The sequence below is a fragment of the Paraprevotella xylaniphila YIT 11841 genome (genome assembly GCF_900683745.1).
In the GTDB taxonomy this organism is placed as follows: Bacteria; Bacteroidota; Bacteroidia; order Bacteroidales; family Bacteroidaceae; genus Paraprevotella; species Paraprevotella xylaniphila.
This window is the reverse complement of the sequence record NZ_LR215980.1, coordinates 600,618-619,841: the sequence shown is the minus strand read 5'-3', so window position 1 is coordinate 619,841 and position 19,224 is coordinate 600,618. Positions and strand designations below refer to the sequence as shown.

The following is a 19,224-nucleotide window of genomic DNA, read 5'->3' as shown; positions in this document are numbered from 1 at the left end:
AATCACTTATAATTTTTAAACGACCAAGTCATACACCATCCAAAGAATCCAAGCCAACAAAGCTAATGCGGCCACCGTAAGCAATATCAATGCCAAACGCATACTTACCAATGTCCGGCGGGTACGTTTCTGTTCAATCGTTACTTTATCCGTCTCCGCTACGTCATTTTCATCTGCTTCTACCTTTGTCTGGTTGATAAATTCAATGGCATTCACCAGATTTGCATCGTTCTCATTAATCAATGTATTATATTTGGCAAATTTGACCAAATCGGCAGTCTGGAACAGCATGCGCAATTCGTCCAAACTTTCAGAAGTTTGCTCTTTCAGCAATCGGTCGATAATCTCGGTCGAGGTCATCTCCATGGCATTGAAACCATAACGCTTCTCAATATAAGTACGCAGAATAGCGGTCAGCCGGGTATAATATTCCTTAGAATCTTCTTTCGCCCAAACTTTCTCTGCCTTGATTTGGTCAATTTCCTCCATGGCCTTCGTATGCGGCAAAACCTTGGGAGCCAACTTGATTATCTTGATGATAGGCTTATTATCTCGATAACGTATATAAAAATAAGCCAAGCCGAGAACCCATACAAGCAAAAGTACGGACAAAGCGAATATCAAAGACCAATCCGTCCATGAAAAAGGTACGGCCATAATTTCTTTAGGGCCATAAAACCGGTCGACATGAACCGTATCGACAGGTATAGACAACACTCTCAATGCCAAGCTCTTCGATTGGTATTTTTTTCCATCTACTTTCACCACGAAGGGGGGCAAATAATACAAAGCCGAATCAAAAGAAGTCACGATATAGCTTTGGGAAACCAAACGACGGGCTCCTTCGTTTAATTGCTGTGTGTCTGCCTTGGCAACTTCTACCACCTCCACTCCTGGAGTCAGCATATCTCCGGCTTTCAACTGGGGCATTATCAGCTTGGACTTAGTATCCGTACTGACATCCAAAGTTATACGAGTCTGCTCCCCCACCCAAAGCTCCAATGAATCAATCCTGACATCCACCGTCACCTGGGCCTCTACAAGGCTTGACATCAGGAAAAACGGCAAAAGCAACCACTGCCGAAGGGGTATTCTCTTTTTATTATGGTAACTTTTCATCTTTAATTTCGTTTGGCAAATAAAGTCATCAACGAAGACACATAATCTTGATCCGTACGAATAGAAACCGAATCCACATTGCTCTTCGTAAACGTATCCTGCAACAAATTCTGCCTGTTCTTCCACCAATCATGATGGGCTTTCCGCACCTTGCGACTAGACGTATCGATATATTGTTCATGTCCGGTTTCCGCATCGCAAACCTTCATCAATCCGACATCCGGTAAGTCTGCCATCCGGCGGTCGAAAACCTGAATGGCCACCACATCATGCTTCCGGTTAGCAACGGTTAAAGCCGTACGATAGTCTTTTCTATCTATGAAATCGCTCAACAAGAATGCCGTACAACGCCGCTTAATGGCCTGAGTAAGATACTCTATCGCCTGACCGATATCCGTAGACTTGCTTTGAGGAGTAAAATCCAACAGTTCTCGTATGATGCGCAAAATGTGCTTGCGTCCCTTCTTCGGAGGAATGAACTTTTCTATCCTGTCCGAAAAAAAAATCACTCCGATTTTATCGTTGTTTTGTATGGCGGAAAAAGCCAACGTCGCAGCTATCTCCGCCACCATCTCTCGCTTGGTCTGAGAAACAGTTCCGAAACTCAAACTGCCCGAAACATCAATCACAAGCATGACCGTCAGCTCACGTTCCTCCTCGAACACTTTGACGAAAGGCCGGTTAAAACGTGCTGTCACATTCCAATCTATGTCGCGAATATCGTCTCCGTACTGGTATTCTCTCACTTCAGAGAAAGCCATACCACGCCCTTTGAAGGCCGAATGATATTCACCGGCAAAAATATTGTTGGACAGTCCTCTCGTTTTAATTTCGATTTGACGGACTCGCTTTAAAATCTCACTTGTATCCATTCACAACGATGATTAGGGTACTTCTACCTTATTCAATATCTGACTGATGATTTCTTCGCTGCTGACATTATTGGCTTCCGCCTCGTATGAAAGCCCGATACGGTGGCGCAAAACATCATGGGCAATAGCGCGTACATCTTCTGGTATCACATATCCCCGACGTTTAATAAAAGCATAGGCACGGGCAGCCAAAGCCAAATTAATAGAAGCACGCGGGGAACCGCCGAATTCCATATAATTTTTCAAGTCTTTCAAACCGTATTGCTCAGGATAACGCGTAGCAAAAACAATGTCGGCAATATATTGCTCTATCTTCTCGTCCAAATACACTTCCCTGACTACATTACGTGCTTCGATGATTTCATCAGTGGACAAAATAGGGCGCACGACGGCCCTTTCCCCTTTGATTTGCTGACGGATAATTTTCTTTTCCTCTTCCAATTTTGGATAATCAATTATCACCTTCAACATAAAACGGTCCACTTGGGCTTCCGGTAAAGGATAAGTTCCTTCCTGCTCTATCGGATTCTGCGTGGCCAATACCAAAAAAGGCTCCGGTAATTTATATGTTTCTTTACTGATGGTAACCTGACGCTCTTGCATCGCTTCCAACAGGGCACTCTGCACCTTGGCCGGAGCACGGTTAATTTCATCTGCCAACACGAAATTGGCAAAAATAGGACCACGTTGGGCAATGAACGTCTCGTCTTTTTGGCTATACATCATCGTGCCTATTACATCGGCAGGAAGCAAGTCCGGAGTAAACTGGACTCGACTGAATTTTCCATCTATCAACGATGCCAATGTCTTTATGGCCAACGTCTTCGCTAAACCGGGCACACCTTCCAACAATACATGCCCGTCACTCAACAATCCTATTAAAAGTGATTCCACCAAATGCTTCTGCCCTACAATCACCTGATCCATACCGGTTATTAAATTCGTTACAAAAGCACTTTGTTTCTCTATTCGCTCATTCAACTCGCGAATATCTATCGCTTCAGCCATATCTGTTTTATTTGTTTTAAATTATACTCTCGTTTTTCGTGACCCAAAATTAAGCTTTTTAGTACGCACTGACAATATTATATTATTAAAAAAAGTTTCCCAAATATCTATTTAAGAAACTTTTCATGGCAGTTAACGGCGTTTTAATCTTAACTTAGGTATTTTCAGCAACATGCCCTCAGGCACGAGGTCTGGATTAGCGATTTTATTATATGCCACCAGATAAACTGTAAAATCTTTCGAGCCGTAATACCTCAATGCCAAACCTCGCAAAGTCTCTCCGCCCCTCATACGGTGTTCTTCTTGTGTACCTATAATTTCATACGCCCCGTTTTTCACCTGAGGGTACTCTACGGATATTTTTCGCGTATCTTTCGGTTGTACTTCCACCTTATTTGTTTTTTCCGGCATACCTTCCGGCACTTGTACTTGCCGTATAGAATCGGTATCCCCCCCCAAAGAATCTTGCTCTTTCGAAATCTGAACCGTATCTTGTTTAAAAGGAACAGGATGCACTACAACCGGCTGCTTCACGACTTTTGTTTGATTTCCAGAAAAAAGATGATGATAACCGATATAATAACTGATAGCCATCAATAATAATACCAGTAGGACTACAAAAAACATCATCCAAGGCGTCAAATAGACTCGTCTACGACCATGATGTTCGGGTGCCATTTGAACAATATGCTGATTCTCCACAGTTTGATGTTCGACTTTCTGCACCTCTATTTGTTGAGTTGCCACATGCACCTTTTCCACATGGTGAACATCAGCATTGGTATTATTCTTATTGTGCGCCCCTTCTTCCTTTCCTTCCGGTAACACTCCCTCCTGAACGGCTGAAATCGATTCTGCCTTTATTTCGTCTTCCGTGTTTTGCCGCAGCAAAGAAGAAACTCTTTCATCCTCCGTCTCATCATCAACCGACGTATCTGATTTCTCATCTACATTTTCGGAGACAATCTCAGTCTTATTCCCAACCTCTTCCACTACATCGGAATATTCCTCTATAGAATTCACGGTAGTTTCAGTATCAGTATTTTCATTTTCACCATCTTGGATCTCTACCGCTCCGGTTTCGTCTATAGCCGCTGTTTCTATTGAGACTTCATCTATACCATGACGCCCTTTCGCCTGCATATCCTTCTCTCCAACCGAAAGGACATCTTCTGATTCGGACAACGCCACTTCATCTGCTTCATCCGGCCCTCCATTCGCATCATATACATTTTCCGCTTCATTATCTTCAGATAAGTCCGGAATATCCATCCGCTCCATATCGGCAATATCCGTACCTTCATACAAAACCACGGTTTCAAACTGTGCAAAAGGCTTATTGACAGCGTCTCGCAGAACGGGATCCGGTGTAAAATTAACCTTCGTATATTCTTTGATTACGATTCTCTCGCCGGTGTTCACATCCACACTCTCCCGGCTATCCACTGTCACTAATTTAAAGGTTCCAAGCCCCTTTACTTTAACAATCTTATCCGTTTGCAGATATTCTCCTATAATTTCAAAAACCGAACGCACAAAAACATCGGCATCCTTTTTAGGCAGCCCTCTCCGCAACACTAACCCGTCAGCTAAATCTTGTATCAAAACCTTTTTATCCATTACGACCGACGTTTATTGCATCCTCTCTTTAAAAGAAGTGCTAGGTTTGAAATTAATGACTAATTTGGGAGGCACCAACATGCGTTGCTGGGTAGCGGGATTCACGACCACCCGTTCTTGTTTTTTCCTCACCTCAAACGAGCCTATATTCTGAATGGCTATGACGTTTTCATCCTCCAATTCTTCCGTCATTTCAGCAACCAAGGTAACCATCAATGAAGACGTGTCCTTCACCGTATAACCTAAACGACGGGATAATTCCGCTATAAACTCCTTATTATTCATACATATACAGCTCCTTAAAACATTCGAGTACCATACAAATCAAAGTCATCAGCGTCTGTAATCTTCACCTCATAAAACGCTCCGAAAGACAAAGTCCCTTCGCATGCAGGAATCAGGACTTCCGGATCCACCTCAGGCGAATCAAACTCCGTACGTCCTATATAATATTCTCCTTCGCTACGGTCTATAATCACCTTGAAAACCTTTCCTATTTTCCGAGTTGCCAAATCCGCCGAAACCTCCTGCTGCAAAGCCATCAATTTATCCAACCGGGCCTGCTTGACCTCAAAAGGAATCTCATCTTCATAATGCTCTGCCGAATAAGTCCCTTCTTCCTCCGAATAAGAAAAAGCTCCCATACGGTCGAATTTAACCTTGCGGACGAAATCCAACAACTCATTGAAATCTTCTTCCGTTTCCCCAGGATGCCCTACCATCAAGGTCGTACGCAAATGAATCCCCGGTACTTCCTCCCTGAAACGTTCTATCAAATCATAGGTTTCCTTACGGGTCACATGTCGATGCATCCTCTGTAACATATTGTCACTAATATGCTGTAAAGCGATGTCCATGTATTTGCAAACATTCTTTTTCTCACGCATCACCCGGAATAAATCTACTGGAAAATTCGCGGGATAAGCATAATGGAGCCTAATCCACTCCACACCTGGAATATCAGCCATCCGTTCTATAAGTTCCGGCAACACCTGACGATGATAAAGGTCCAAACCATAGTAGGTCAACTCCTGGGCAATGACCTGAAATTCCTTCACGCCACGTGACACCAACATCCGTACTTCCTCCAAAATATCCTCTATCGGACGCGACACGTGCTTCCCCGTGATAATAGGTATGGCACAATAGGAGCACCTACGGTCGCATCCTTCTGAAATTTTCAGATAAGCATAATGGGAAGGAGTAGTCAACTCACGTTCCAAACTCAACTCCTGATGATATGCCTTTCCCAAATCGGCCAACAATTCATTCCAATCGAACTTACCATAAAACTTATCGACCTGTGGAATTTCTTCACCTAATTCTTTCAGATACCGCTCCGAGAGGCACCCCATGACAAATAGTTTCTTCAAACGCCCCTCTTCCTTAGCCTGGCAAAATTCCAATATCATATTGATGCTTTCCTCCTTGGCATCTCCGATAAATCCACAAGTATTAATCACAGCGATTTCCCCCAGGGGACGGTCTGCATCATGCGTTACTTTATACCCGTTGGCTTCCAACTGACGCATCAATTTTTCCGAATCGACCAGATTCTTTGAACACCCCAACGTTATGACATCAATCGTATTCTTTCGCAAAACAATATTCTTTTTTAATGAACCAATCAAAATCCTTCCTTACTCATTCCCAAAAAGAGACTTTACAAACTCTTTCCGGTTAAAAGGCTGTAAATCCTCGACACCTTCTCCCAAACCGATATAACGTACCGGAATCTTAAACTGGTCGGAAATACCGATAACGACTCCACCCTTTGCTGTTCCGTCGAGCTTTGTGATAGCCATGCTGGTCACTTCCGTAGCTAACGTGAATTGCTTGGCTTGTTCAAAGGCGTTCTGCCCCGTACTCCCGTCAAGCACCAACATGACATCGTGAGGGGCATCCGGCACCACTTTCTGCATGACACGTTTTATTTTGGATAATTCGTCCATCAACCCCTTTTTGTTATGCAAACGTCCGGCCGTATCAATCAAGACGACATCCGCACCATTCGCCGTCGCAGAACTCAACGTATCGAAGGCCACAGATGCCGGGTCACTTCCCATTTGCTGTTTCACAATAGGAACACCGACTCGCTCAGACCATATTTCCAACTGCTCCACTGCAGCCGCACGGAATGTATCCGACGCTCCGAGATACACTTTTTTTCCGGCTTTCTTAAACTGGTAGGCCAACTTGCCTATGGTAGTGGTCTTACCGACCCCGTTCACACCCACAACCATAATCACATACGGTTTTTTCCCTTCGGGTAAAACGAAACCCTCGGTATCTGCCGTATTGTTTTCAGTGAGCAGAGACGCTATCTCATCCCTTAATATATCATTCAGCTCATTTACCGTTACATATTTATCCCGGGCCACACGTTTTTCAATCCGGTCGATAATGTTTAACGTTGTATCTACTCCTACATCCGACGTTACCAAAACCTCCTCCAGACGATCCAGTACATCATCGTCCACTTTCGACTTACCGGCTACCGCCCGGGTCAGTTTCCCGAAAAAACTCTCTTTCGTCTTTTCCAGTCCTTTATCAAGTGTCTCTTTTTTTTCTTTTGAAAAAAAGCTGAAAATTCCCATACGCCTTTTATTTAATGTACATTACAAGCACAAAGATAGTGAAAGGTGAGCGCAGAAACAAACGAAAAACAAAGTTTTTCAAACTTGGCTATGTCGAACCGCGCCCTATATTTCATAAAGACAAAGACGGCACAAGTTTTCTAACGCCTGCCATGCCTACAAAAAATCCCCTCCACGATTTGTGGAAGGGACTATATTGAATCGTATTAAAATACGAGGTTAGTTCTTGAAGAAATCCTTCACGGCTTCATTCAGAACCATTTGCTCGTCAAAAACATAAGCACCGGTCTTAGGGCTCTTCACCATTTTGATTACCTTCGTATAAGAACGGCCATCTGTCTTTCCAGTACGGAGGGTGGCCACTACTTTTTTTGCCATAGTATCCTAAATATTATTTTATTTCTTTATGAACTGTCATTCTCCGCAAAATGGGATTGTATTTTTTCAATTCCAATCTTTCGGGAGTATTCTTACGATTCTTCGTCGTCACATAACGGGATGTTCCGGGAAGACCACTCTCTTTCATCTCAGTGCATTCCAAAATGACCTGCACTCTGTTACCTTTAGCCTTCTTTGCCATAAGTCCTACTCTCCTTTAATTAAGCAATTACTTTAATGGTTTTCCAATCACAATAGCCTTTCTCAACCGCATTGGCCAACGCTGCGTCGAGTCCAACTTTATTAATATATCGCAGACCAGCAGCACTAATTTTCAGGCTAATCCAACAATCCTGTTCTACATAGTAGAATTTCTTCGTAAACAAGTTCACATCAAACCGTCTCTTTGTACGACGCTTAGAATGAGAAACATTGTTGCCAACCATGGCTTTCTTCCCGGTAATTTGACAAATCTTAGACATTTCTATCTTCCTTTTTGTTTATTTCTATTAGCTTCTTTCAAACAGAGTGCAAAATTAGTGCTTAAAAACCGAATATACAAGTATTTTCGCAAAAAAATCACTCTTCTTCCTGCGGATGACGCTTTTTAAGCAAGTCGAGCAGAAGTTGGAGGGCCACCAGTGTCGCTTTGGCCAAATTCATGTCCCGGCCGTCATCACCTTCAAGTTTTTCCACCGCCACTTCGTTTTTATCGCCTACGGCAATCCAAATCGTACCGACCGGAGCTTCTTCACCTCCACCGGGACCGGCATAACCGGTAATAGCTATTGCGTACGTGGTTTCCATAGCTTTCAATGCCCCCTCGAACATGGCACGCACCACTTCCTCGCTTACAGCTCCTTTTTCTTCCAACAACTCTTGCGGAACACCAAGGAAACGAGTTTTTATCTCATTGGTGTAACAAACGATGCCTCCTTTGAAATAAGTAGAACTTCCCGGCACGCTGGTTATGGCTGCCGAAATCTGCCCCGAAGTACAACTTTCTGCCGTGCACACCGTCTCCCCTGCTTTCCATAACAGCGGGCTGATTTCACGACTTATGATTTTAGATTCTACATTCATCATATATCTTGATTATTTTAATGTTACTCTTGAATAAGCAGGCATATCTATCGTACAAAAATCCTTATCCTGGTACTTGAAATGCCCGGTAATGGCTATCATGGCTGCATTGTCGGTCGTATAACTGAATTTCGGAATAAAGATTCTCCAACCGTACCTGTCCGCATGTTCCCGGAACGCATTACGCAACCCATTATTGGCCGAAACCCCGCCTGCCACGGCTACCTGCCTGATTCCTGTGTCTTTTGCCGCCTGGCGTAGCTTCTTCATCAGGATATCCACTATCGTATGTTCTAAGGAGGCGGCCAAATCTTCTTTGTGATGCTCGACAAAATCCGGATCTTCCTTCATCCAATCCCGTAAAGAATAAAGAAATGAGGTCTTCAAGCCGCTAAAACTATAATCATATCCTCCGATGTGAGGTTTGGCAAAAGAATACGCCTGCGGATTCCCCTGGCGCGCCAACCTGTCTATTATCGGTCCTCCGGGATAGCCCAACCCCATCACTTTGGAACACTTGTCAATGGCTTCGCCTGCCGCGTCGTCTATCGTCTGCCCCAACACTTCCATGTCATTATAGGCTTTCACCAGAATGATTTGGGAATTGCCGCCGCTTACCAGCAAGCACAAGAACGGAAATTCCGGTTGGTCCCGGTCGCCCTCATCTTCTTTAATAAAATGCGCCAATACATGTCCTTGCAAATGATTGACCTCTATCATGGGAATATCGAGCGCACGTGCAAACCCTTTGGCAAAAGACACCCCCACCAACAAAGAACCCATCAGCCCGGGACCTCGTGTGAAAGCCACAGCCGAAAGTTCCTCCTTGGCCACCCCGGCACGTTTCAACGCTTGGTCCACTACCGGGACCACATTTTGCTGATGGGCACGGGAAGCCAGTTCCGGCACAACTCCACCATACGCCTCGTGCACAGCCTGGCTTGCCGTCACGTTACTTAACAACACTCCATTGCGAACCACCGCAGCCGAAGTATCATCGCAACTCGACTCTATACCTAATATAATGATATCTTTCTTTTCCATTTCCTTACGTCCTAATAAATTATGGCGTCTCAATAAGTAAGAATCTCCAAACCGTTTTCTGTCATCAGGAACGTGTGTTCCCATTGCGCACTGGGCAGTTCATCCTCCGTCACGACAGTCCATCCGTCTTCTTCATCCACAAACACACTCCAATCGCCCATGTTCACCATAGGTTCTATCGTAAACACCATGCCGGGCACCAAGAGCATCCCTGTTCCCTTCCGGCCGAAATGCTCCACATCCGGCTCTTCATGAAACTCCAGTCCCACCCCATGTCCGCACAAATCGCGCACGATGCTGAAACCGTTCTTCCTGGCATGCTTTTCGATGGCATTTCCTATATCCCCCACAAAGCCGAACGGACGGGCAGCTTTCATGCCTATCTCCAGGCATTCGCGCGCGACGTCTACCAATTTCTGCTTCTCGGGTGTGGTCTGCCCGATGACAAACATACGTGAAGCATCGCTGTAATACCCGTCCAATATGGTGGAAACGTCTACATTGACAATATCTCCTTCCTCCAATACATCGAATTCATTAGGAATGCCGTGACAGACCACCTCGTTGATAGAAGTACACACACTCTTAGGAAATCCTTCATAGTTCAGCGGAGCGGGAATGGCCCCATGGCTTACCGTATAATCATATACCATCTCGTCAATCTCAAGCGTAGTCATTCCGGCATGTATCTCTTGGGCCACGAGATCCAACACTCCGGTATTTACCACACCGCTCCTGCGAATCCCCTCTATTTGTTCAGGCGTCTTAATCAATTTACGCGAAGGCACCAAACAGCCTTCTTCCTGAAAAGCCAAAACCTTACGGTCCAAATCCGTCAGTTCGGCTCCTTCTGGGACAATCCAATTCCGTCTTATCTTTCTTCGCATTCTTTCTTTCACAGATTTATCATACAAAAGTACGATAAAAAAATCACTTTTCGACTGTAAAACCTTATAAATATCCCTATACCTTTATATTATTTAGACCAATCCTACGAAAGCCGTCAACACTCCCGCACTTGACATGCCAAGTCCCGAATGGCACCTGTCGATATTCCAAGTGTCAATATGACAATCCCACCCCCTCGCGGTTCGCTCATTTGCGCCCTTTCCCCGCTGCCGCCGCAAATACGCGATTCTCGCGCATCGGGGAAAGTACAGAATGCCAACCTGTCCCGCATTCCCGCTTCCATAATGCCGTATGAAAGTCCACGCCCGGCGCAAGGCGATACGGAACCCGTAAGCATCCGGGGCGTTCCGCCTCGCAAGAAGGCATTCCGGATCTGCGTCCCTTTCCGCCCCAAATAGCTTAAAAAAGGGGCATTTGCCGACCGCCGCGCCTCCGTCTGCGTAGAACTTTCCGACAACATGCAGACACCTCTCCCACGACATGCGGAGAAAAAAAATGTTTTTTCAGCCGAACGAAAAATCGTTCGGCTGAAAGTGTTTCCTAATTTTGCTTTAGATACGTAAAAAACAAGCCCCGAAACATAAAAAAATGTATCCAAAAACACCGTCAAGCCCCCTTAACAAAGCCTTTTCGTGAAAGGCAGGCGTAACAGGAACATCCTTTTTGCTTTCATTTTAATACTCCAAAACGGGATTCAAACAACATTTTGTCCAAACAAAACATCCGGACGCTCTCCTTAGCAGAAACCGCACGGATGTGTATGTTTTTCAGAAACCGGCAACACGTCCGACCGCCAAGCCCCATGGCTTCCTATCGACTTTTGCCCATCAACGTTTCCAACTGGTCTCTTCCACACTGAGCGAAACAGACACAGCATCGGAGACCTTGAAATGCACCATTCCTCCAAACCGACTGCTGAAATTGTTCATCCACGGCATCGGAGGAATCCACGGCTGACGACCTTGCATCGGGAAAAAAGCTTTGCTGCCGTATGCGTACAAACTCACCCTGTCGGTCAACTGGTAACCGGCCAACAAATTGATTCCGAAACGGTTCTCATTCAAGCCGTTCCAAGACAAGCGGTCGTAAAAGCCTCCCACAGACAGCACCAACCGGTCGGTAAGGCTACGCACATACATGGCAGAGATTCCGGTCCCGAATCCCACCCCGGGAAAACGGTTCTTGCCGAACGAGGCCGACACGCTCATGTCCAGGCAGGCATTGAAACCTTCATGCAGTTCCCATAAGCCCCAATATCCGCCATAATAACTTGTCGGGAAATATGCCACGGTACCGTCCCGGTACAATGGAGGCAGAGAAGGGCGAAAAGTCAATCGCGCCGTATCAGCCACCAACGTGTCCGACAAGGCCAACCGCGCACCGACTTTCTTCGGTGTCACATCCGATGCCGACGGCTGTACCTTCAGGCTCACCTTTCCGGCATCCATACCCGTCAGCGAATCCGAACGCAAGACCTCCTGCGCCTGCCCTGCAACCGTACAGGTTACAAACAAAATGAGCAATAAAGCCCGATAAAGACCTTTCTGTTTCATTCTGACCTCCTTATTTTAACGTACACGCAAACGGTCATTTACTTGAATGGCATAATCTGCCGGCAAATTATTCATGTCATACAGGCTCTCCAAACGTATCCCGTAGCGTTGCGCAATATCATACATCGACTCACCGGCCTTCACCACGTGAGGCACGTCCTTGTATTTTTTAGCCGCCTTTTTCCGCTTCCGTTCCAAATACAACACATCACCGGCTTGGATTCGATATCCCTTCGGCAATTCATTGAACTTCCGGATGTCGCGCGCCGACACACCGGTTTCTTCCGCCAACAAATCAAACGTATCCCCGGCACGCGCAATAATATAATAATTCTCATTATTGCGATAAACCAGATGGGACGGCAGCGACTCGCTGTTCAGCTGACGGTCTATGCTGCTGTAATCAAAATGAAGACGAGACGACTTATACTTATCATACTGGTCGAGGTCATACCGTTCTATCAAATCTATCAGCAAGGAAGCGTAACGGGGGTTCGTGGCATAACCACAGCGTTTCAAACCACGCGCCCAACCTTTATAATCTTTCGGGGAAAGTTCAAACAACGAAGAATAACGCGCTTGTTGCAGAAAACGCGAATGGTCTTCGTACGACTCTTCCACGCTGCGGTATTTACGGAACTTCTCATTCCGCGCATCATCGTCCTGCAAGATGTAGGGTCCCTTCCATGCACGCCCGCATTTAATGCCGAAATGATTGTTGGCCTTCCGGGCCAATGTGCTTGTCCCGGATCCACTTTCCAATAATCCTTGTGCCAACGTGATGCTAGCCGGAATTTTATAACGCAGCATCTGGTCCACGGCCATCCCCTTGTAACGTTCTATATAATTAAGGTATTGCTGGCTGACACCTTGTGCCTGTAGCAAAAAGCTCGTCACGCCGAACAATACGGATAAGAAAACGGTTTTCAATCGCATATCTCAAATATCATGAAGGATTTCTCACACACAAAGTTACCTCTTTTTTCTTCGTTAGTTTTCCCTTTACAAACAAAAAATGTATATTTGTGCATTATTAACCTATTTATTTTTATCACATGAAAAAAACAATTCTTCATTTTGCTGAAAGAATCCTGCCATTCATTTTCGCTTGGGTCACACTCCCGGCAAGTGCAGACAGTTACTCTTTCCGGTTAAAAAACCCTTCCGGATTCAAAAGGCATGAACTTGTGGAAATCCAGATGCCTCAAAGCTTTGAGCTAAACCGCAGTTCCTTAAAAGACGAAAAGGGCACCCCTGTCCCTTACGAGTCCTGTGGTAACAACCATATCCGTTTCTTGGCAGAAATAGACGTATGTTCCACCTTAGGCTACACCCTTTCCGAAGGCAACCCCACACAACCCCGGAAGTTGGCTTTTGTAGCCCAAATGCTCCCCGAAAGCCGGAATGACATCGCTTGGGAAAACAATTACAGTGCATACCGGATGTACAGCCATAAACTGCAGTCTTCGGAACCCGAGACTGCCAATGGCGTGGACTTATGGGGGAAAAAGACGGACGCGCCCATCATTGAGTCCATGTATTCACTTTCCAACTACCACAGCGAAAGCCAATTCGGGGTGGACGCTTATTCCGTGAACGGCAAGACATTGGGCGCAGGAGGGGTCGCAGCCTATGCAGATGGGAAACTTTGGCTCCACGATGCTTATGACGAATGTGAAATCATAGAAGACGGGCGACTTAAGTCTGAGTTCTTGCTCACATACAACCATGTGGAAGTCAACGGGAGGAGTTATAAAAAGACCCTGCGAATTACGACCTCGGCCAACGGTTTGCTCAACAAAGCCGTTGTCAAGTATGAAGGTGCCCCACAGGTTATGAAGTTGGCCGTAGGGATATTCACCCACCAAAACATGACGGGAGTAACCTCTGAAGGAAAGCGATTCACATCAATCCCCGGTGTAATCGGTTATGCTGAAAACCCGTCGGAAGGCACCGTGACATCTCCCAACGCACGCTTTTATGAAGGTGCCTATATACCCGGCACAACAGACCCGGCCTTCGAAACGGACGGCCACTTGGTGCAAACCATAGACTATACACCCGGTGATGAAGTCACCTTCTATTTCGGCGGAGGATGGAACATCTTCCCTGAAAACCTTTGGCCTACGGACGAAGATTGGTTCGAAGCCCTTGAGGAATTCAAGCAAAGCATCGAAAACCCGATAGTGGAAACCAGTATCACGCAACTGCCCCGCAAGGACGACGTGGCCGACATCATACACAAAGTGAACCAATACTGGATGACCACCAATCCCACACACGGCAATTATTTTTGGAACCGTGCCGTCTACCATATCGGCAACATGGAGGCCTACCGTACCACAGGAGAGCCGACCTATCTGGATTTCTCCACGGCATGGGCCGAACACAACAATTGGAGCGGGCCGACGGGGGATGACCCAAGCAAATGGACCTACACGTACGGTGAAAACAATGTGCTTTTCGGCGACTGCCAAGCATGCTTCCAAGTGTATTCCGAACTATACGGTCTCACTCCGGATGAAAAACGCATCGCACGGGCCAAACAAGTATTCGAATACCAAATGGGCACTGCTGCCAACGACTACCTATACTGGGTAGATGGCCTGTTCATGGTCATGCCGGCCATGAGCCACCTCTACCGCATCACCCAAGACGGGAAATACCTGGAAAAGATGCACGACTATTGGAGCTATGCCAACAGCATCATGTATGACGAAGAAACCGGTTTGTATTACCGGGATGCCAAATACGTCTATCCCGCGCATCAAACAAACTCCGGGAAAAAAGACTTCTGGGCACGGGGAGACGGATGGATATTCGCGGCCTTCGCCCGCGTTTTGGCCGACCTCCCCGAAAACCACCCACATAGGAACGAATACCTGTCTTATTATCAAAAGATGGCACGCACCTTGGCCCTATGCCAGGAAAAAGAAGGCTATTGGACCCGCAGCCTGCTCGACCCTGCTTTTGCGCCCGGATATGAAACAAGCGGCACATCGCTCATCCTATATGGATTTCTGTGGGGCATAAATAGCGGCAACCTGAACGAAAAGGAATATGGATTGACCATTGAAAAAGCCTGGAATTACCTGAGCAAGACCGCGCTACAAGCAAACGGGAGGGTAGGTTATGTCCAACCCATCGGTGAAAAGGCCGACCCCGACCAAACCGTAAGCGAAAACTCCACCGGAGATTTCGGCGTAGGTGCCTACCTGATGGCCGCCTGCGAAATGTACCGTTATGCAACGGACAACCCAAGCCCGCGACCTTTACGTCTGGCCAACGCCCACATCACATCGCCCATACAGATAATCCTCACATTCAACGAAGAAGTAGATGTGCAAATGGGAGCTTCCACCCAACATTACACCATCAACGGGAAACCGGCAGAAGCCTCTGTCAAAGTCAAAGGCAAAGAAGTCATCCTTTCGTTCACTACTCCCATACCATACGGACATCCGGAATTGAAAGTTTCCGGACTTCGCGGAACAAACGGAGGAGTAATGGAAGAAGATGCCACACGCATATTGGTTCTCCCCGTCCCCCTCTACCCCAACCAATATATCGTATCGGTATCGGCTAGCGGAAGCCAAACCGGCAACCCCCATACGCAAGCCGTGGATAACGACCTCTCCACCCGGTGGAGCCAGGACGGCATCGGGGAATGGATTTGTTTCGACTTGGGAAGCCAGATTAACGTTTCGGGTATAGACCTGGCTTATTACCAAGGAAATACCAGATACAACTTTTTCGACATACAAGCCTCTACGGACGGCATTACATTCCAAAATGTAATGGAGGACGTGCAAACAAGCGGACAAACCAACGAATTGGAACGCTATACGTTTACTCCCGTCAAAGCCCGGTACATACGCATTTGGTGCAAAGGGAACTCTGCCGGAGGAGACCAATGGAACAGTATCACGGAAGCCCGCGTCATATCGGAAGAGGCACCGACGCAAACATTCTACGAAGGAGATGAGATTACACCGGAAGGGGCATGGTGTTGGTTTGCCGACCCACGGGCTTTGCACTATGAAAACGCTGACGGCAGCATCAACGCCACTTACGTAGGATACATCGACGTACATGGAAACATCAAAGCCATGCAATACGACTTCATCCGGAATGAACGCAAAGAAATACTCATCCGTTCCTGCTTCCAACCGGACGACCATGACAACCCCACATTCCTTGTCCTTCCGGACGAAAGAATCATGGTGTTCTACTCGCGGCATACGGACGAACCGTGCTTCTATTACCGCGTGTCACAAAAGAAAGGCGACCTGGCTACGTTGGGAGAGGAAAAAACCATAGCGACAGAAGCCAACACGACTTACCCCTCCCCGTTCTTCCTCAGCGAAGACCCGGAGCATTTCTATTTGTGCTGGCGAGGCATTAACTGGCATCCCACTATAGCACGCCTGTCACTTCCGGACAAGAATGACAATGTAAAGACAGACTGGGGACCCTACCAGATTGTCCAGTCCACGGGAGCACGCCCCTATGCCAAATACCATTCAAATGGCAAGGATAGAATCATGTTGGCTTACACCACAGGACATCCGGATAACGAGTATCCAAACTTTGTCTATTTCAACACCATCAACATCCACACGCTGCAACTCGAAGACGCGGCAGGCAACGTACTATCGACCATCCAAGACGGCCCTTTCCATGTGGACAAGACAAAGCAATACATAGAAAAATACTCGTCCACACTTGTAGATTACCCTACTGACAAACGAGATTGGCTGTGGCAAATTTCAGAAACGGAGAATGGAATGCCCGCCATCCTCCTGACACAAATCAGTAACGACAAATCCTCACACGATTATTATCATGCCGAATGGAACGGAACGAAGTGGGCCAAGACATTACTCGCCAATGGCGGCGGAAAATTCCACCAGACCCCCAATCTGGAATTGTGCTACAGCGCGGGAATGACCATGAATCCCGAAAATCCGCATGAAATTTATGCCTCCCTACCCATCAATGGCATGAACGGACGTAAATATGAAATAGTCAAAATGGAAATCAGCAAGGACGGAAGCATATCCAAAGAACAGGTAACATCCAACTCGGGCTATAACAACGTTCGCCCCTACTTCATACCGGGTTCGGAGAAATCACCTTTGCAACTGGCTTGGATGCACGGCAACTACTACGACTGGATTGTCAGTGCCTCCCAACCAGAAGGATATGCCACGGCCATCCACTGCGACTTCAAATGGGAATATGCCCAAACGGATTTGTCAGATGGTCTTGTCACCTATGAGACATTCGATGAGGTGGCAGACGGGAATACCTATAACGGGCAAAGCACGGCAATCGTAAAGTCCGGTGTCTTGCTTACCCATAAAGGAGAATACGCCAACATCCCCATGCCTACTCGGGATTTCACCCTGTCGCTCTCCCTCCAAATCTCACAATACCAGTATTACGGAGACATCGTGGCTTTTGGAAACCTGAGATACGGATTGGACAGCCTTACCATGAAACCTTACTTACGCATAGGAACAGAAAGGTTCGACAGTCCAAACAAGTTAGCCACATCGGACGTATGGAGGGAACAAGGCAGAAGCACAAACGGAGTTTGGTATACCCCGTCAAAATTAGGTTTCTTCAACCTGACGCTCACTTATTCCGACGGTATCATCACCTCGTTCATCAACGGCCTGTTAGACCAACAGGTAGAAACTAACATCATTCCCACAGAGGAAATGCTCGTTGGAGGATTTGAAGGTTGGGTGGAAGACTACCATTATTACTCCCATGCCCTCAACTCGGACGAAATAAAATTACTGTCCGCCAACAGTCGCCAGTATACCCTTTCGGATGAAGCACAAGCCGAGGAAGCACTAAACCAACTTACAGTCTCCCAAAAAGTCCACACCGATATACCACTGGCCACCCAAACAAAGGAAGGACAAGGCATCCAATGGACTTCGAGTAACGAGGAGCTATTGTCATCCACCGGAATCGTGACACTACCGTCCGAACCCACAGAAGTGGCCCTGACGGCCAGAATCGGAAACTTAAACAAGGAATTCATCCTCACGGTTTATCCGCGCGACATCCTTGAAAACCTCATCCTGCATTACACATTTGCCCCACAGGACGTATACGAGGAAAACGGCACGAAGTTCCTAAAAGACCAAAGCGGGCGTTTACACGATGCAGAAATAAAAGGATCCGCCGTCATCAACGGAACGTTGGACTTGACCCGCAACACTCCAAAGGGATTCTCTTCCAACGGTTACCTGATAGTACCGTCAAACATATTGGGAAATATGCGTAGCTACACATTCTTCTTGCGTGCCATTCCGAAGACCCTGAATAGCCAACCACGTTTCTACGATTTTGGTTCGGATTCAGGTAACAGTATATTCGGACGCGCCAACAAACTTTCTGCCGGAGTCAAATACAATAACGGAACCACTGCAATGGTTAACGCAAACAAGCAATTACAAACGGGAACAGAAGCATACGTAGCCTTTACTTACGATGCAGGAACACGAACGACCCGGATTTATTGGAACGGTGAAATTGTCGGTAACGGAACCAACATCATCCGTGAGCCCTATGAAGTGGCCACCGTCGCATCCGATTTACGCAATTACATAGGACGTACGCAATGGTGGGATTCTTCTGTCGCAGCCGACAACGCTGACTTTTGCGGCCAAATAGACGATTTTTATACCTTTGACATCGCCCTGAATCCTGATGAGATTACAAAATTATACGAAAAAGTCACTTCTGTAGAAAGCATTTCCACAGAAGGACAGGACGTAAAGGCATGGAGACTATCCCAAAACGTATGCGACCCAGGGACGGCCTTGAATATTTATTCCACGAATACCTCTAAAATCCATCTGGAAATATTCAACAGTAACGGGCAACTCATCCGACATATCCCGAACCTGACATCCGGCTCTTATTTCAATGCCCCTATGGAAAAAGGTATGTATTTCGTCCATATTACTCCAAGTCCGGACAAGAAACAGACAGAAAAACTCATTATCAAATAACGTTATC

17 protein-coding genes are annotated in these 19,224 nt (G+C 46.5%); 1 reads left to right on the top strand and 16 read right to left on the bottom strand.

Going from position 1 to position 19,224, the window contains the following annotated elements; translation table 11 throughout:
- Positions 1 to 15: 15 nt before the first annotated feature.
- The 16 genes from E0E47_RS02510 to E0E47_RS02435 all read right to left on the bottom strand — a co-directional run bounded on the left by E0E47_RS02510 (position 16) and on the right by E0E47_RS02435 (position 13,119).
- Positions 16 to 1,119 carry a BatD family protein gene (locus E0E47_RS02510; RefSeq protein WP_008624010.1) on the bottom strand — a complete coding sequence of 368 codons (1,104 nt, stop codon included), beginning with the start codon at positions 1,117 to 1,119 and terminating at the stop codon, positions 16 to 18.
- Between the two features lie 2 nt (positions 1,120 to 1,121).
- Positions 1,122 to 1,991, bottom strand: coding sequence for a DUF58 domain-containing protein (locus E0E47_RS02505; RefSeq protein WP_008621651.1), 870 nt, complete (start codon positions 1,989 to 1,991; stop codon positions 1,122 to 1,124).
- 12 nt (positions 1,992 to 2,003) lie between these two features.
- Positions 2,004 to 2,999: an AAA family ATPase gene (locus E0E47_RS02500; protein WP_008624013.1), complete on the bottom strand. Its 996-nt coding sequence runs from the start codon at positions 2,997 to 2,999 to the stop codon at positions 2,004 to 2,006.
- A 132-nt stretch (positions 3,000 to 3,131) separates the two neighbouring features.
- The gene (locus tag E0E47_RS02495) at positions 3,132 to 4,619 is read right to left on the bottom strand and encodes an HU family DNA-binding protein (protein WP_008624015.1); all 1,488 of its coding nucleotides are present in this window, start codon (positions 4,617 to 4,619) and stop codon (positions 3,132 to 3,134) included.
- 12 nt (positions 4,620 to 4,631) lie between these two features.
- Positions 4,632 to 4,904, bottom strand: a complete 273-nt coding sequence (locus tag E0E47_RS02490) for an HU family DNA-binding protein (protein WP_130892780.1) — start codon at positions 4,902 to 4,904, stop codon at positions 4,632 to 4,634.
- Positions 4,905 to 4,918: 14 nt separating this feature from the next.
- Complete coding sequence (gene rimO / locus E0E47_RS02485; protein ID WP_130892779.1) at positions 4,919 to 6,220, bottom strand: 30S ribosomal protein S12 methylthiotransferase RimO; 1,302 nt, start codon at positions 6,218 to 6,220, stop codon at positions 4,919 to 4,921.
- A 39-nt stretch (positions 6,221 to 6,259) separates the two neighbouring features.
- Entirely contained in the window at positions 6,260 to 7,216 is a 957-nt protein-coding gene (gene ftsY / locus E0E47_RS02480; RefSeq protein WP_008624022.1) for a signal recognition particle-docking protein FtsY, read from the bottom strand.
- Between the two features lie 219 nt (positions 7,217 to 7,435).
- Positions 7,436 to 7,594 (bottom strand): DUF4295 domain-containing protein, encoded by a 159-nt coding sequence (locus E0E47_RS02475; protein WP_008624026.1) that lies wholly within the window; start codon positions 7,592 to 7,594, stop codon positions 7,436 to 7,438.
- 13 nt (positions 7,595 to 7,607) lie between these two features.
- A complete protein-coding gene (rpmG, locus tag E0E47_RS02470; RefSeq protein WP_008621659.1) occupies positions 7,608 to 7,796 on the bottom strand; it encodes a 50S ribosomal protein L33 in 189 nt (62 codons plus the stop codon).
- Positions 7,797 to 7,815: 19 nt separating this feature from the next.
- Positions 7,816 to 8,076: a 50S ribosomal protein L28 gene (rpmB, locus tag E0E47_RS02465; RefSeq protein WP_008624028.1), complete on the bottom strand. Its 261-nt coding sequence runs from the start codon at positions 8,074 to 8,076 to the stop codon at positions 7,816 to 7,818.
- A gap of 97 nt (positions 8,077 to 8,173) precedes the next feature.
- Entirely contained in the window at positions 8,174 to 8,680 is a 507-nt protein-coding gene (locus E0E47_RS02460; RefSeq protein ID WP_008624029.1) for a CinA family protein, read from the bottom strand.
- Between the two features lie 9 nt (positions 8,681 to 8,689).
- Complete coding sequence (gene tsaD, locus E0E47_RS02455) at positions 8,690 to 9,721, bottom strand: tRNA (adenosine(37)-N6)-threonylcarbamoyltransferase complex transferase subunit TsaD (RefSeq protein ID WP_008624030.1); 1,032 nt, start codon at positions 9,719 to 9,721, stop codon at positions 8,690 to 8,692.
- 29 nt (positions 9,722 to 9,750) lie between these two features.
- Positions 9,751 to 10,608, bottom strand: a complete 858-nt coding sequence (gene map / locus E0E47_RS02450) for a type I methionyl aminopeptidase (RefSeq protein ID WP_130892778.1) — start codon at positions 10,606 to 10,608, stop codon at positions 9,751 to 9,753.
- Positions 10,609 to 10,724: 116 nt separating this feature from the next.
- Positions 10,725 to 11,090 (bottom strand): hypothetical protein, encoded by a 366-nt coding sequence (locus E0E47_RS02445; RefSeq protein WP_130892777.1) that lies wholly within the window; start codon positions 11,088 to 11,090, stop codon positions 10,725 to 10,727.
- A gap of 367 nt (positions 11,091 to 11,457) precedes the next feature.
- A complete protein-coding gene (locus E0E47_RS02440; RefSeq protein WP_130892776.1) occupies positions 11,458 to 12,183 on the bottom strand; it encodes a hypothetical protein in 726 nt (241 codons plus the stop codon).
- A 15-nt stretch (positions 12,184 to 12,198) separates the two neighbouring features.
- Entirely contained in the window at positions 12,199 to 13,119 is a 921-nt protein-coding gene (locus E0E47_RS02435) for a glucosaminidase domain-containing protein (protein WP_130892775.1), read from the bottom strand.
- Between the two features lie 251 nt (positions 13,120 to 13,370).
- On the opposite strand from E0E47_RS02435, the gene E0E47_RS17425 reads away from it, so the two are divergent.
- Complete coding sequence (locus tag E0E47_RS17425) at positions 13,371 to 19,217, top strand: glycoside hydrolase family 88 protein (protein ID WP_197730271.1); 5,847 nt, start codon at positions 13,371 to 13,373, stop codon at positions 19,215 to 19,217.
- Positions 19,218 to 19,224 lie beyond the last annotated feature (7 nt).